The 13,051-nt window shown below is 30.2% G+C and carries 26 protein-coding genes; 7 read left to right on the plus strand and 19 right to left on the minus strand.

Going from position 1 to position 13,051, the window contains the following annotated elements:
- Positions 1-59 precede the first annotated feature (59 nt).
- Genes BKH41_RS03635 through BKH41_RS03645 form a run of 3 tightly spaced genes read left to right on the plus strand, consistent with a single transcriptional unit; the run spans position 60 to position 2,144 of the window.
- Positions 60-1,094 (plus strand): site-specific integrase, encoded by a 1,035-nt coding sequence (locus BKH41_RS03635; RefSeq protein WP_095297074.1) that lies wholly within the window; start codon positions 60-62, stop codon positions 1,092-1,094.
- Between the two features lie 50 nt (positions 1,095-1,144).
- Positions 1,145-1,585, plus strand: coding sequence for a hypothetical protein (locus tag BKH41_RS03640; RefSeq protein ID WP_095297075.1), 441 nt, complete (start codon positions 1,145-1,147; stop codon positions 1,583-1,585).
- On the plus strand, positions 1,575-2,144 hold the full coding sequence (locus BKH41_RS03645; protein WP_095297076.1) for an ImmA/IrrE family metallo-endopeptidase: 570 nt from the start codon (positions 1,575-1,577) through the stop codon (positions 2,142-2,144). The genes BKH41_RS03640 and BKH41_RS03645 overlap by 11 nt, the downstream gene beginning before the upstream one ends.
- Positions 2,145-2,202: 58 nt before the next feature.
- Here BKH41_RS03645 and BKH41_RS09755 read toward each other — a convergent pair whose 3' ends face one another.
- From BKH41_RS09755 to BKH41_RS03680, 9 genes are all read right to left on the minus strand, one after another.
- Positions 2,203-2,373 (minus strand): hypothetical protein, encoded by a 171-nt coding sequence (locus BKH41_RS09755; RefSeq protein ID WP_180762719.1) that lies wholly within the window; start codon positions 2,371-2,373, stop codon positions 2,203-2,205.
- Positions 2,374-2,430: 57 nt separating this feature from the next.
- A complete protein-coding gene (locus BKH41_RS03650) occupies positions 2,431-3,318 on the minus strand; it encodes a hypothetical protein (RefSeq protein ID WP_095297077.1) in 888 nt (295 codons plus the stop codon).
- Positions 3,319-3,368: 50 nt separating this feature from the next.
- Positions 3,369-3,746, minus strand: a complete 378-nt coding sequence (locus BKH41_RS03655; RefSeq protein WP_095297078.1) for a hypothetical protein — start codon at positions 3,744-3,746, stop codon at positions 3,369-3,371.
- Positions 3,743-3,910: a hypothetical protein gene (locus BKH41_RS09760; RefSeq protein WP_180762720.1), complete on the minus strand. Its 168-nt coding sequence runs from the start codon at positions 3,908-3,910 to the stop codon at positions 3,743-3,745. Before BKH41_RS09760 ends, BKH41_RS03655 begins: the two co-directional genes overlap by 4 nt.
- 41 nt (positions 3,911-3,951) lie before the next feature.
- Positions 3,952-4,248 (minus strand): hypothetical protein, encoded by a 297-nt coding sequence (locus tag BKH41_RS03660; protein ID WP_095297079.1) that lies wholly within the window; start codon positions 4,246-4,248, stop codon positions 3,952-3,954.
- A 62-nt stretch (positions 4,249-4,310) separates the two neighbouring features.
- Positions 4,311-4,484, minus strand: coding sequence for a hypothetical protein (locus BKH41_RS09765; RefSeq protein ID WP_180762721.1), 174 nt, complete (start codon positions 4,482-4,484; stop codon positions 4,311-4,313).
- Between the two features lie 35 nt (positions 4,485-4,519).
- Positions 4,520-4,774 (minus strand): hypothetical protein, encoded by a 255-nt coding sequence (locus BKH41_RS03670; RefSeq protein ID WP_095297081.1) that lies wholly within the window; start codon positions 4,772-4,774, stop codon positions 4,520-4,522.
- Between the two features lies 1 nt (position 4,775).
- Positions 4,776-4,976, minus strand: a complete 201-nt coding sequence (locus BKH41_RS03675; protein WP_095297082.1) for a hypothetical protein — start codon at positions 4,974-4,976, stop codon at positions 4,776-4,778.
- Positions 4,973-5,212 carry a hypothetical protein gene (locus tag BKH41_RS03680; RefSeq protein ID WP_095297083.1) on the minus strand — a complete coding sequence of 80 codons (240 nt, stop codon included), beginning with the start codon at positions 5,210-5,212 and terminating at the stop codon, positions 4,973-4,975. Before BKH41_RS03680 ends, BKH41_RS03675 begins: the two co-directional genes overlap by 4 nt.
- A gap of 417 nt (positions 5,213-5,629) precedes the next feature.
- On the opposite strand from BKH41_RS03680, the gene BKH41_RS09630 reads away from it, so the two are divergent.
- Positions 5,630-5,980, plus strand: a complete 351-nt coding sequence (locus BKH41_RS09630) for a hypothetical protein (RefSeq protein ID WP_143428695.1) — start codon at positions 5,630-5,632, stop codon at positions 5,978-5,980.
- Positions 5,981-6,164: 184 nt separating this feature from the next.
- On the opposite strand, the gene BKH41_RS03690 is transcribed toward BKH41_RS09630, so the two are convergent.
- From BKH41_RS03690 to BKH41_RS03700, 3 genes are read right to left on the minus strand one after another with little or no spacing between them, the layout of a single operon-like run.
- Entirely contained in the window at positions 6,165-6,446 is a 282-nt protein-coding gene (locus BKH41_RS03690) for a hypothetical protein (protein WP_095297085.1), read from the minus strand.
- 20 nt (positions 6,447-6,466) lie between these two features.
- On the minus strand, positions 6,467-6,910 hold the full coding sequence (locus BKH41_RS03695) for a hypothetical protein (protein ID WP_095297086.1): 444 nt from the start codon (positions 6,908-6,910) through the stop codon (positions 6,467-6,469).
- Positions 6,907-7,191: a hypothetical protein gene (locus BKH41_RS03700; RefSeq protein ID WP_095297087.1), complete on the minus strand. Its 285-nt coding sequence runs from the start codon at positions 7,189-7,191 to the stop codon at positions 6,907-6,909. Before BKH41_RS03700 ends, BKH41_RS03695 begins: the two co-directional genes overlap by 4 nt.
- 330 nt (positions 7,192-7,521) lie before the next feature.
- Here BKH41_RS03700 and BKH41_RS03705 point away from each other — a divergent pair, with 330 nt between their 5' ends.
- Positions 7,522-7,896: a hypothetical protein gene (locus BKH41_RS03705; RefSeq protein WP_095297088.1), complete on the plus strand. Its 375-nt coding sequence runs from the start codon at positions 7,522-7,524 to the stop codon at positions 7,894-7,896.
- Positions 7,897-7,962: 66 nt separating this feature from the next.
- Positions 7,963-8,796, plus strand: coding sequence for a hypothetical protein (locus BKH41_RS03710; protein ID WP_095297089.1), 834 nt, complete (start codon positions 7,963-7,965; stop codon positions 8,794-8,796).
- On the opposite strand, the gene BKH41_RS03715 is transcribed toward BKH41_RS03710, so the two are convergent.
- The 7 genes from BKH41_RS03715 to BKH41_RS03745 form a co-directional block, all read right to left on the minus strand.
- The gene (locus BKH41_RS03715) at positions 8,783-9,496 is read right to left on the minus strand and encodes a DNA/RNA non-specific endonuclease (protein WP_257875393.1); all 714 of its coding nucleotides are present in this window, start codon (positions 9,494-9,496) and stop codon (positions 8,783-8,785) included. The two genes, BKH41_RS03710 and BKH41_RS03715, sit on opposite strands and share 14 nt — an antisense overlap.
- Positions 9,497-9,508: 12 nt before the next feature.
- Positions 9,509-9,970 carry a hypothetical protein gene (locus BKH41_RS03720; RefSeq protein ID WP_095297091.1) on the minus strand — a complete coding sequence of 154 codons (462 nt, stop codon included), beginning with the start codon at positions 9,968-9,970 and terminating at the stop codon, positions 9,509-9,511.
- Positions 9,971-10,453: a hypothetical protein gene (locus BKH41_RS03725; protein ID WP_095297093.1), complete on the minus strand. Its 483-nt coding sequence runs from the start codon at positions 10,451-10,453 to the stop codon at positions 9,971-9,973. It lies immediately after the preceding gene.
- Positions 10,450-10,848 (minus strand): hypothetical protein, encoded by a 399-nt coding sequence (locus BKH41_RS03730; protein WP_095297095.1) that lies wholly within the window; start codon positions 10,846-10,848, stop codon positions 10,450-10,452. The genes BKH41_RS03725 and BKH41_RS03730 overlap by 4 nt, the downstream gene beginning before the upstream one ends.
- A 78-nt stretch (positions 10,849-10,926) precedes the next feature.
- Positions 10,927-11,835, minus strand: a complete 909-nt coding sequence (locus BKH41_RS03735; RefSeq protein ID WP_095297097.1) for a hypothetical protein — start codon at positions 11,833-11,835, stop codon at positions 10,927-10,929.
- On the minus strand, positions 11,819-12,064 hold the full coding sequence (locus tag BKH41_RS03740) for a hypothetical protein (RefSeq protein ID WP_095297099.1): 246 nt from the start codon (positions 12,062-12,064) through the stop codon (positions 11,819-11,821). The genes BKH41_RS03735 and BKH41_RS03740 overlap by 17 nt, the downstream gene beginning before the upstream one ends.
- Before the next feature lie 137 nt (positions 12,065-12,201).
- Positions 12,202-12,699, minus strand: a complete 498-nt coding sequence (locus BKH41_RS03745; protein WP_257875394.1) for a Rha family transcriptional regulator — start codon at positions 12,697-12,699, stop codon at positions 12,202-12,204.
- 166 nt (positions 12,700-12,865) lie between these two features.
- On the opposite strand from BKH41_RS03745, the gene BKH41_RS09770 reads away from it, so the two are divergent.
- Positions 12,866-13,033: a hypothetical protein gene (locus BKH41_RS09770; protein WP_180762722.1), complete on the plus strand. Its 168-nt coding sequence runs from the start codon at positions 12,866-12,868 to the stop codon at positions 13,031-13,033.
- Positions 13,034-13,051 lie beyond the last annotated feature (18 nt).

Below are 13,051 nucleotides of genomic sequence, written 5' to 3' on the forward strand. Positions count from 1 at the left end.
TTATAATCAGTAGTTGATTAGGAAAAAATTAGGAAAAAATAAAACAGGAGTCAATATTGATGGAAACCACAAAATACGAGGGTGTAAAGATTAATAGATTAAAAAATGGTGATATCGCATATTATGTGAGATTCAGCAAGGATGGCAAACAACATCAACAAAGAGTAGGGAGCAAGTTTCAAGGGTGGAATGAAAAAAAGGCTTTTAACAAAAAGATAGAGTTAGAGCATAGTTATGTTGATAGAAAGCCTGTTAAATTCTCCGAAGCGGTTGCTAGATTTCTAGAAGTTCAAAAATCACATTTGAGAAAAAAGACTTTATCAACATACAAGGGAGCAGTTAAATCGATAGATTTTTTAATGGATAAAAAAGTAGAAAATATCGCCCAAAAAGAAATCAATGATTTAAAAATAGAATTAAGGGAGAAACTATCGCCAGCCACAATTAGTAGAGCGATTATGTTGGTTAAACAAATCATTAAATTTGCAGAATCAGAATACGGGATTAAAAATCCGCATATTGATAATTTTAAAAATTTAAATATTGATAACAAGCGAGAACGTTTTTTAAAAAAAGATGAAATCTTATTGCTTAAAAAGGCATTGAAAAACGAGTATGAGTGCTTATTATTCGTTAATCTAGCACTTTGCACCGGTGCAAGGCTGATGACTTTATTAGAGATTAGAAAAAAGGATATTGATTTAAAAACTAAAACAATCGCTTTGAATGATTTTAAAAACTCTTCCAAATATCAAGGCTACCTCAATAGTGAAACTATAGAATTGATTTTAAAAAAGTGGGATAATCTCCAAGATGATGATAAAGTTATTCAAAGATCAAAACGCTTACTTACAGAACGTTTGCGTGAAGTTTTTAACCAACTCTTCAATCAAAACAACCCCTCCACTAAACAAAAAGTCGTAATCCACACGCTAAGGCACACATTTGCTTCCCATCTTGCCATACAAGGCACACCCATACAGATTATTCAAAAACTCCTAAACCACAAAGATATTCAAATGACAATGCGTTACTCCCACCTTATGCCTGATAGTGGTAAAGAATGGGTAGATAGATTGTGGGATAAGAATTAGGAATATTTTTTGCTTGATTCTGATTATTCTAGTTTGGAGTTATGAAATATATGGATACTTCTGCAATCTTAACTACAATGACAGTTTGCATAGCGATCATAACAGGTGTTGCTACAATTGTAACATTAGGTGTTGGTGGCTACGGATTTTATTTTCAAAAAATGCTCACTAAAAAAACAGATGATGAATTCAAGAAACATTTTGATTCTGCACTAGACAAAATTGCAGAAGATTCATCTGTTTTAGATCATTTTATTACGAAGATTATTAAAAAAGAAGAATTTAAATCAAGGTTTTTAGGTTTAATTGAGAGTGATATTGAAAGAATAGGGCTTATTGAGGACGATATTCAAAAAATTAAGAACGATATTCAAAAGCTGACGTCAGATTCAAGAAAAACATCAAATAATGAAAATTTTACAGATGATATAAGAAATACCGATATAATAGAAAAGATTCATAAAAAGCAAAGGGAAAAAAATGAAGCTTGATGAACTGAAAAAAATGCTCATAAATAAAACTCCCGAACAGATTATAGAATTGATTGGAATGAAAGATGTTCCGATAGATATAAAAACCATTTTACGCAATAAATTTAACATAAAAATTGATGAAAAACGCGAATGGGAAAAACTAGCTTTAGATGGGTGCGTTTATCTTGAAAAAGGTTATCCTGAAATATGGCTGAATAATACTGTGTCTGAAGTCAGGCAAAGCTTCACTCTAGCACACGAATTAGGGCATATTGTAAATGATATCTTGCCAAACCCTGAAAATTATCAAGGTCCTATAAAAGATGATTTTAACACGCTTTATAGGAATGGGATAAGCAATTCGATGGAAAGAAGGGCTAATGACTTTGCAGCCAGATTTTTGATGCCTGCTAAGTTTATCGCTAAAGAAGCTCGAAAACTTACCGAGAGTCCTGATTTTGAAGAAATCGGTTTAGAAGAATTTATTAAAAGAATGGCAAATCGGTTCAGAGTTTCTTACGATGCAATGAAATACCGACTTATAAATTTGGGTTATTTAGATAAAGAAAAGATCTGAAGACTGGGGTTTATGGGTCGCAAGATCCAAATCCCTGATTGTCCTATTAATTTATATTTTATTTTTTCTTATCATCTTTTTTAAAAATCTTAAACTCTTTTATAGTGAATTTTGCTCCCTGATATGTAAAAAAAATTAAAGCTACAAAAGCAATCAAAATGATTGCTATAAACAGAGATTGCAAGCCCAATATGATTATTTGTCCTAAAAAACCAATTATTTTTTCCATTCCTATCCTTTCTCTTTTTTCAATTAATTATAACATTTTCCATTTTTTCTTTTTGTTTTAAACCCTCATCTTAGGATTCTTCTTGTTTATAGCCTCTTCCTTCGCCCACGCCTTAAACCTGATTGATCGCCTTAAATCTTTAAGCTTTTGAATTTGCAGGCTTAGCATTTCTACAGAAACACCCATCACGCCTCTTGCTCCTAATCTTTGCGTGATATCATTGATAATATCAATGCCTGCATTTGCTCCATCTTTTTCTATCCAATCAAAGAATCTAGTTTTAGTCTTGATTGTAATCTCTAATCGTTTCCAATTCTTTAGCTCTTCTTTAATGGCTTCTTTGTGATATTCGGTTTGTTTTTTATATTTGTCATAAAGTAGAATTTTTAAAAGCCCTGTATCAGGATTAGGATTATTGAGATACATCCCACTCCCTTCATTCCTAATATTGGGTTTAATCCCTTCTGTTTGGTAGGGTTTTGTAGCTTCTTGAAAGAGAGGGCGATTAGTGTTATTCACACTTCTCTCCCAATCAAAATCCACTGCTAAATCTATAGAATGGACTTTGTATCTTTTTAAAAATGCTTTTAAGATTTTAAGTGTTAAAGGCTCGATGTCCTTGCTGGGTTGGTGCAATCCTGCAAAGACAACCTCTGTAAAGTATGCATAGCTTTTTTTATTATTTTTTGAATATTCGTGGCAAGTCTTAGAATTTTTGATAATTAATATTGTGTTTGATAATGATTTGACTCCACGCTTGAGATTGATGTATTTGATATCTAATTTATGCTTTTCATTGTCAGATTGATAGTTTTTAAATTTTTGTTTCACATAGAAATCAATTTGCTTGTTTCTTGTGGTTTTTCTCTTTTTATGAAAAAGTCCTAATTTCTTTAAAAAGATGTTAAGAGATTCAGTCGCCACACATATTCTAATACTATCCATTCCTGAGGAATATCCTAAATAGTCTTTAAAAATATGTGTTTTTGACATTTTTATTTTTCGATTTGATAAAATTTTTTAATGCTTTGATTTTTATATTTAAAACAAAACCCATAAAAATCATCATCATTAAGATTTACTATAGCAATGAATTCGCCAGTCTTGATTTTTGTTGTTAATAAATAATCTTCAATTGTTTTTTTGACATATTTTTTTAAGTCGTCCTCATCTTTTTTAAAGTTTGTGCTATAGAATGCTCTTAATGGGATATGTTCTTTGTTGATTCCTATAGAAAACAAAATCATTTCTAATAAAGTGTTTTGTTCTAGTGCTTCCTTTCTCTTTTCTCTCAAAAGTCGCACTTCTGATTTTTTATTTATATCCATATTTTTCCACAATTCTCTATAGTTTGTTTCAAAAAATTTTGTCATTCTCTATCCTTTCTTTGAATTTGTTTTTCAATATAATTCACACAGACAATCAAATCTGTCAATAGAGTTCTTTTAAACTCTTCATCTTCAATTAGTTCAAAATCCTCTGAAATTGCTAAAAGTTTTTCGCTCATTTCTTGGAGTGCTTTTTTAATAGTTTCCATTTCTTTCCTTTTTAATTGATTTATTTTTTTATTCTTTATTCTTATAGCAATGCCACTAATTGAGTTGCCTTGCCCCTGTTTAAAACAACCTCCATTAAAATGGCAGGATTGTTTTTATATTTAACCTCAATCACAAATACTCCATCTTTGAATTGATATTCATTGAGGGTTTTTTCAATGGTGGGTTTTAAAAAAGATTCCATTGAAGTAGAAGAATCTTTTTGTATTAAAGGTACAAAACAAACAATGAATGTTTCTTCAGAGATATACCCTTGATAGAGATTACAAAGCAAATATTCTGTTTGATTGTTTTGTTTTTTAAAGTGTTTCATTTTCATTGATAATCTCCTTTATTCCCACAAGCCTAAGACTTCAAATTTGTAAATAACAAGAAATCTTCTTATCTTCTTGAGTCATCGATAATGGGATAAATAAAATTCCTTTGATAAGCTCTTTCAAAATTGAATTTTTGATAGATTTTGCCTTCAAATTCAAAGAACCATCTAGGGCTATAATCTGCTTTTTTGCCTTTGATAAGAAGGGGATTGGAATTAAATTGTTTATTTTTCTTCATAGGAAAGCCTTTTAATTTTTTGTCTTTCATATTTTTTAGTCTTTGGGGAATTTGAGGTCGTTATCAACCATCCATTCTGCGATATCATTGGCTAAAAAAACGCGTTTGCCTTCTAATTGAGTGTATCGGGGTAAATCTATTGCCCCTTTAGTGATTTTGTCTCTGATAGTAAATTCTCTTAAGGGGATAACGTTCTCCATCTCTTTAAAACTGAGAATCGCCCCATATTTTTGAATCAATGATTGGGTGATTGAAATTTTTAACATTCTTCTGTATTCTGTTTCTGTCATCTCACACCCCCTTATCTTCCAAAACGGCAACTCTTTCTTTGAGATTCCTCACGATGGAACGCATAATTTCTAAAGAATCATTAACACTCTTGAGTGATTCAGATTGCTTGGCGATGATATTCTTGAGTTCTACTAATACCTCATCGTTTTGGTTGCTTTGGACTTCTTGGGCGGATACCACGATATGGATTAATTCTCTCATTGTTCTACTCCTTCTTTGGATTCAGAGACCTCATCGCCTACGTAAATGATGTAGCCGTTATCAATAAGCTCTTTAAGCTTGATGTTTTTAAATTTTTTTCTTTTTTTGGAGCTTGCAATAAGTTTATAAAAGCTGTCTCTTGGAATTTTTAACTTTTTACACATATTTCTAACATTTAAAAAATCTTCCGCGATTTTTCCTCTGCAAGGACTATAAATGCCATTTGATTTTTTCATTTTTTTCCTTTCATCATTTTGAATATATAATTATACAATATGAATATCAAAAAAGTCAAGATGATTTAGTTATTTATTATTCAATATGAATAATAAATAAAATCCCCAATCCCTTTAGCAGTATTGTTTAAAAGTAATAATAGGAGTAGTGATTGTTGTAGTAGTCAAAGAGTGGAGGCTAAGCCTCTTTTATGGAGCTTGGAACCCTTATTGCTTTGTGTTGGAAAACAAAGGATTATAGATGGATTGGGTGACATTAATCGTTTCATTATTTACAGCTTTTGGAGTTGTTGCAGGATGGGTTATAAGTTCTTTGCAACTTGATAAAAACTTGATGACAAAAATATCTCTTTTGTAAAGGAGCAAGTATCAAGATTAATTCAAGCGGATACAAAGCTTGATTTTCATCTAGGCGTGGTGATAGACAATTTCAGTGAAGGTCAATATAACTATGGCAGAATAGACCTTGTAATGGAATGTCTTAAAGAAATCAGGGCAGTTGTTTTGATTTATATTAAAGATTCTCAAAGAGATATGGCAATTTTAGATGGGGCTATAAAAATTTTTGTAGGGAAACCACACCCTACAAAAACAGAAGAAATTGAATTTATAAACAAATGCCGAGAGACTATTGTAAATAAAGCATTACAAACAATTAAAGACTTGGATGTAACAGCAAATCTCTCCACTCTTGGAGTTGCTTTAAATATGCTTCGACAGATTCTTTTTTATAAAAGTAAGAAAAATCAGACTTCGCCAAGTTCTTGAGTCTATCAATTGTTAGATTCAAAATATCAATCTCTTTTTTTAAAAGATTGATTTTTTCATAGATTACAAGATTAAATTCATTTTCAAATCTCTCATTTAATTTTATAAGTTCTTCGGGTATTTCTTTGCGAAACATTAAAACTCCTTTTATTTAATTTATTTTATTGGAATCCCCAAGTATCTGCTAAGATATAATTTCACACTTAGTAAAATAACCGCTAACCAGTTGATATTTTTCTTTTGCAGTCAATGGTCTTTTATAAAATGAGTCTGCGTTTTCCATAGCATCTAATAGACTTTTATAGGCTTCTTCTAAAACATTCATTTGAGCTTTTATTTTAGAAATCTTAAAATTAATTAATGCCTCATAGGTCTCATCACTAAAAGTCTCTACTAACCCAAATGTTCTATCCTTTGTTCTTTCTTCTAATCTTTTGATTTCTTGATTAATTTCTTCTTGTTTCATTTTAACTCCTTTATTTTATTTTAATTCTCTTGGGATTCTGTAACAGAATAATGGCTATAATCGGAATACTTAGATAGATTTTTTGATAACTTCTCTCTAATAAACCACTTGCATAAACTCTCTCTGTCTTTTAGTGCTTCTTGTGGTGCAATGAGACCTTTAGGGAATCCATATTTCCTATTAAAGACAACGTTATCTGTAGTATCTATATTAAATGGTTCCCTAACAATTTCTCTTTTTTTGGTTTCAGATAATTGCATAAAAAGACTGCGTTCTGTTCTAGTTTTAAATAAGCCATCGATTTCATCTTCGATTTCTTCTAGAATTTCTTGATAAAATTCTTCAAATGTTTTTAAATATCCTGCTTCCGTAAATTCTTTCTCAAATAGTTCTGTGTAGCTATTTGCCTCCCATTTTTTTAGTCTGAATTCGTTTCCTTTTTTATAAGAAATTGTAATTGTCATTTTGTTTCTCCTGTTGATTGGGCATTTTGGATTAAATCTAAAGACTTTTTAGATCTATCACCAATTTGATGAATTAATTTTTCAATATCGTTGATATCTTCTTTCATTTTTGATTGTTTTGATTTGAATTGGTCGATTTCGTATTTGATTGCATAAATCTCATGCCCGTGAAACTTCACCTCATCATTAAGATTCTCTATTCCCTTATTGAGTTTTCTTTCTAAGAGAAAGATATAGATGGTTAATAAGATGATGATAATTGCTAATATGATATTTTCCATTTTAATGCTCCTTGCATTTTGATATAATTAAGTCGATACGATTGAAAGCTTGCCACCTTATGGGTATCACCCCTCCTTCTCACCCCTTTAGGGGCTAACCGCTTAGTAGTTTATAAATACTAAGGGCTAAATAAATGATTTCGAGTAAAGTTACAATCATTTTTAAAGCTTTCATCGTATCTCCTTTCTTGGATTTAAAACCTTTTGGGGGTTTTATGATAGTATTATACAATATGAATAATAATAAGTCAATCAATATTATTCATATTGTATAAAATATTTTAGGAATAAGGATTGCTTAACTATGATTAAATTTTAAAGGATATTTTTATGAATGGGAATGAATTCAAGGCTATTAGAGAAAAATTGGGATTAACTCAAAAAAAATGGGGAGATCTGTTGGGACTTTCTTTGATTCAAATTTATAGGCTTGAAAAAAAAGGAGAGGAAGAAATAACAGAGCCTATAGCAAAATTAACATTATTATTATCTCAAAATGAATCTTCCCTGATTTCAATTGGGAGTAATGTCGTTCAAATTAAAGGTGATAGAAATAATATTAATCATATGATGCATCCAATTGATAGTGAAATGCAGGAACTCATAGATCTTTTAAGAACTTACGCTACTCCAAAAATGAAAATGGATTTAAAAGAAAAACTTTTAAAATATAAGGAATTTGAAGAAAAAATGAATAAAAAATAGTATTTGATATCTGTAAATTTTATGTATAATATTAAAAACTATAAATATCATAGGAGAGTATTCTAAATGATAGAAGCTTTAAAAACAATTCTTGGATTATATATGGCTGGTTTTGTAGTTTATTGGATTTTTTCAAGTTTAAAAAAAAGGGAATCGCCTAGAGGCAGAATTTATAAAAATTTTCGTAATATATTTTTTATTTGCCTTATAATATCTGGACTATGGAATCTTATTGAAAATAACATTAAAAAAAATGAAATTTTTAAAGTTAGTATCAATCCTGATATAATAATTTCTCAAAAAAATTATCCTAGGGAATATTTTGAAAATCTAAAAGCAGAATTTTTTAAAACAGGAGATGCTGCTAAATTAGGCAAAGCGCTAGCTTATAACTATAGAATTTTAAGAGAATCCATTGATAAAAATGACCTTAAAATTTATCGTGTTGCATTACGGAACTGCGTAACAGGGAACATTTTCAATAATATAGGATATAAACATAATCTAAAAAATTGTTACAATGAATTTTTTAAAAATAAAATAATATTTAAAGAAAAATATCAAGAAAAAAAATCATTTCCATTTTTATGGGGTAACTTTAAGCACTTAAATACAGAAATACAAAATAATATTATGAATAATAGTTTTTACTATGTAGCATCACAATATGACTTTATTGATGATAACATTGTAATTAGTATCATATTTGAAGGTAACTATGACAATAAGATTGGCTATTTTATTGCTAGTGGATTAATAAAGAATATATCGAAAAAAACAGGATATACGACATTTGATAAGGATGATTTTAGGGTTAGAAAATTAAGTCAACAGGAAATAGATCAAATACAAAAACAATTTGAAGAAAAACTAAAAAATGATGATCTTAGTGAGGACTAACCCACCCCCTACAATCCACTTGATAACTCTCCAAACTTTCATCATCGACTTTATGATTGGGATACTCATAGCATTCTTGAATATCTTTAGATTCAATCACCTTTACATAACCCACAGGAATTGCGATCTCATTTTTAATAAATTCCGTTTTTTCTTTGTCTTTGGGATAAATAATAATATTTAAAACCTCAGCGCTTCCTTTTAATTTTGCTATTGCCCTTTCTCTATCTTCTGCCTTTCTCCAAACTCTTTGATTAATCTGTGGATTTTGTGGTGTGATGTTACTCATTAAAAAAGTAGAGGCTTGAGCTTCTATTGTGGCATTCATTGATTGATTGGATAGGGTATGCCCTCTGTCATAACCGCTATGGGTGTAGTCTTGAGTTTTAGTTCTATAGGGGGCAGGGACTTGCATATCAGGTTTAAAGGCAGGGCGTTTGCCCGCAGGTCCCATTGCAAGGATTTTAGCTTCAAGATGGTAGGCAACTGCTTTGGTGCCTTTGTGCTTGTAGCTATAGCAGTTTAAATAATAGAATTTATCTAAGATGATGTCGCAGTTTTGTTTTGTGAAGTATTTTGAGAAATGAGAGTGTAGTTTGTAGTGAGAATAGATTTTGTCTGTTGTATGGATGGGAATGGGCGTAGAAGATAGTGAGGCAAAGGCAATAATAAACGCAATTATTATTCTAATAATATTCAATTCTGTCACTCATTATTTTGAATCAATATTGTTTAAAGATAAAAGTTCTTTTTTTATTTTAGATACATCAAGAAAAGGCAAAATGAATCCTATTATTCCACCCATTGCTAATATTTGAGTAAAAACTGGTTGAATATAATAATAGCTTGATATCGTTGCCAATCTTAAATGGTCATCCTCTATTTCTCCTTTAGTCTCAATAATAGACATTACTTCTGTATTTATACTCATTCCTTTTTTTGTGGCTGGGTCTTCAAATCGCAATGCAAAAATAATAACAACCGAGCATTTATCTTCTTTTTTTGAGAATTTTGAAATCCTAAATCCTATAGATGTTTTTGGCTTTGGAGAGAAGTTTTTTAGATCTACGCCCATAATTTCTTTTGTGCTAAAAGAAATGGCATTGAGTTGGATTCCAGCAAGCTCGCATTCCTCTGGGTTTATGAATGATAAATAGGGTTCTTTTTCTTCCATTTACCCCCCTATAGTCATAAATTTTGGGTTTTTGATTTTTTTACCAAAATTTTGATAATGAAGTTGAATTTTAAGAGGCATAGCCTTGTATTCCATACTATTATCATCAATATAATAGTTGTTGTTAATTTCAAATTCTAAAAAATAATTTTTTTTATCGCTCGGCGATCTGAAATCGGAGCAAGAACATAAAATAGGCATTGTAGCTTTTGGATAATTCTTATAATTCTCGGCACTGATTTTATTAATAGCCTTGCTATGTTTTAAGAATTTATCATTTTGTATGTATATAATATACATATCTTGAGATTCAAAAAAATCACATTCAATATCCTCGCCAAGTTCTTTTAGTCTTTTTGCAAAATCTTTGACTGCTTTTACATCATATTCAGGTATTACTCTTAAATTTCTTAAAGGGCAACTAATTTTTATGATTGGACTTATTTTTTTAAAAAAATCTAAATGTTTTGAAATAGTTTTCATTTTAATTCCTTTAACGATTCTTCCAGATACTTCGCTTGAAGAATAGAAGACTCTAATAGTCTTAAACAATCGGAAGTATCTTCTTGGTAGTCCAATTGATTGCGTTTTCCCCTCAAATCGCTAATCATTATGATATCGTTCCTAAATTTCGGAAATAACTCATTCAGTTTAAACCATAACCCGTTATGCTGATTAGTGCTATGAGTGAGTCTATCTTCCATTTCTATATAGCCTTTTTCAATCAAAATGCTTTTAGCTAATAAAAACACTCCATAATATAGGCGATTTACAATAACAGAGCATAAATGTTCTCTTGAAAAATCTTTCAACTCATCAAACTCTCGCCTATCTAATATATCGGCTATTCTTAAATTTCTGAATGCTTTCTCTTTCAAAAAAACCCTTGTTTATCAGTTAAACGATGAGAGTATATAGCATTTATCATCAAAAAACAATAAAAACTTTAAATTTAATTATCCCCCGAACTCCACACTCATTCTCCACCCACTGCTATCAATACTATGACTAATCTTTTTAATCACATATTCCCCGCTTATCTCTTCATCACCACCCAGTTTTAAAATTGTGCCTGCATAGATAATTCTTCCGATGGATTCAATACTGCCTTTTCTCTTATCAGATTGGATACTTTTATAATAGCCTTCTGCTCTCTTATAAGCCTCATCATCAGTTTTTGAATGAATGGAACGTTTTAGGGTTGGTTCTTCCTGTCCGATTCGGATCGTTTTTAATGCATTGGTTTCTGTGTTTTGATAAGTAACCTCAACGCTTTTATAGAAGAGTTTTGAATAAGATTCCAGTTTTACAGATATACAATCATCAGCATTCATTGTGATTGTAGGTTTTTTATTGGAGTTCTTTTCTAAAAAGATGAGGGTATCATTCTTAATGCTTTGAGTGAGATTGAGTTCTTTAGCAATATGAAAGAGTAAAGAACTATCACTTTGATTGATTTGATTGATATGGACAATCTCATCCATTCTGTTAAAATCAATCTTTGGAGTGAGGTTGTTTTCTTTTGCAATGGATTCTAAGATTTGTTGATAGCTGAGTTTGTCAAAGCTTCGATTTTTTTTAGTTCTTAGATTGGAAGTAAAATCAATAGAAGCACATTCTATTTCATAACTTGTTTTATAGGTGTATTCTATTGAAGCGATATAGAAACTTCCCATTAAATGGTTATCAATAAAAAATTTTATCTTGTCTTTGAGATTAGGTTTGATGGAAGGGAAGAGTTTGATTTTAAGAGTATCGCTTTTATCACTCTCAAAGTCTTCATAGCTAATACTAGTTACTAGATGGCTAATGTCTTTATCATTTAAAGTGATTTTGAATTGATGATTGTTATAGTTGGATGCCATAAAGTCCCTCTACATCTTCATTATTATTGGTTTGATTATTTGATTGCTCGATTGCATTAAGGTCAATGATTACTGCATCGCCTCCATCTAAAAGGTCTTTGTTTAAGAGTTTGTAGTTTTGCATTAAGAAATCATCATAAGCTTTTTGATTGAAAGTGTTGCCATAGAGTTTAAAAAAGATAGTGTCTAGTCTTTCGCCCTGTGTGGCTGTGTAGGTAGTGAGATTCATTGGAACTCCTTGATTTGTTTTAGATTTTATAATAAAATGGTTTTGTCTAATCTTTGACGGGGTTGGACGATTTAAAAAATAAAGTGCCTTACAATTGGTATAAGCCCGATTCCTTTATGGGGTCGGGTTTTTTTTGGCTAAATACCTCTACAGTAACGATCTTCAAACTCCTTGATCTTTAATAGTTTTTTATTACATTTTTCAATAAATGCAAGGTTGGAATGGTGTTTTACCAAATAATAGAATAAATCATATTCTTCTTGAATGCCTTTGCAGAAATCTTTTATAGACTGATTAGACTTTGATTGTTCTCTTAAGGCATTTTCCATTTGATTAAATGCATTAATAAAAGCGATTTTCCATTGATAGGCTTTAATTCCTGTGAATCCCATTACTAATAAAGAGAATCCATCTCGGGTGATGTTGTAGTATTTATCTTTTCTTATTTTTCCTGCTATTTTATCAAATCCCCTTATTTTGGTCTCTCTGTAGGTCTCCTTAAAATTAAGGGCAGTGAAATTATCTTGTGGCAATGCCCTAATTTGTGCTATAATATTGTCGTGTCTTTTTTTAAAGACTTTAGCTATGTCTAATGAAGTAGTATATATTGCAGTATCTACTACTTCAAACTTCACTGTTATTCCATTTATGAAACAATCCTTGTTCATTTCAACTCCCTGTAATGTTTTGTAATTTTTAAATTACATTGATATTATAATTGTATTTTTTTGTATTGTCAAGTATTCTATTAATTGTATTTTTTTATGATAAAATACATTGAAAATCTATTAAGGAATATTTATGGGTGAAAAAGAAAAAAAACAAACAGAAATCATTTCTATCCGACTTGATGAGGATACGAAACAAAAATTAGCCAAAATAGCAGAAATAGAATATAGACCCTTGGCACTTCATATAAGAAAAATCCTTGAAGAATATATAAAGGATTATGAAATTAAAGAAAAATAGTAATTATCGTTAAATGCC

The sequence above is a fragment of the Helicobacter sp. 12S02232-10 genome, assembly GCF_002272895.1.
Lineage (GTDB): Bacteria > Campylobacterota > Campylobacteria > Campylobacterales > Helicobacteraceae > Helicobacter_J.